Source organism: Mesorhizobium sp. M1A.T.Ca.IN.004.03.1.1 (genome assembly GCF_003997555.1).
Classification (GTDB): Bacteria; Pseudomonadota; Alphaproteobacteria; order Rhizobiales; family Rhizobiaceae; genus Mesorhizobium.
The window spans coordinates 1-240 of record NZ_RZTV01001003.1; the positions used below are offsets into that span (position 1 = coordinate 1).

Consider the following 240-nt stretch of genomic DNA (forward strand, 5'->3'; position numbering starts at 1 on the left):
CTCAGCCTGCAGCTTTCCTTCGCCGTCTTCCCGCTTGTGATGTTCACCGCCAGCAAGGCCAAGATGGGCGAGTTGGTGGCGCCGCGCTGGCTGAGCGGCATCGCCTATGTGATCGCGGTCGTCATCGCCGGATTGAACGTCAAGCTGCTCTTCGACTTCGTCACCGGCTAAATTCTGGTGTAAGCCGCCCGGCCATTGTTGAAATCATCGACGAGAGGGGAGCCACAAGTTCTCCCCTCT

1 pseudogene is annotated in these 240 nt (G+C 59.6%); it reads left to right on the top strand.

The features are described from left to right. Nucleotides 1–171, top strand: a pseudogene (locus EOD29_RS34695) (divalent metal cation transporter); the annotation flags it as partial. Nucleotides 172–240: the final 69 nt, after the last annotated feature.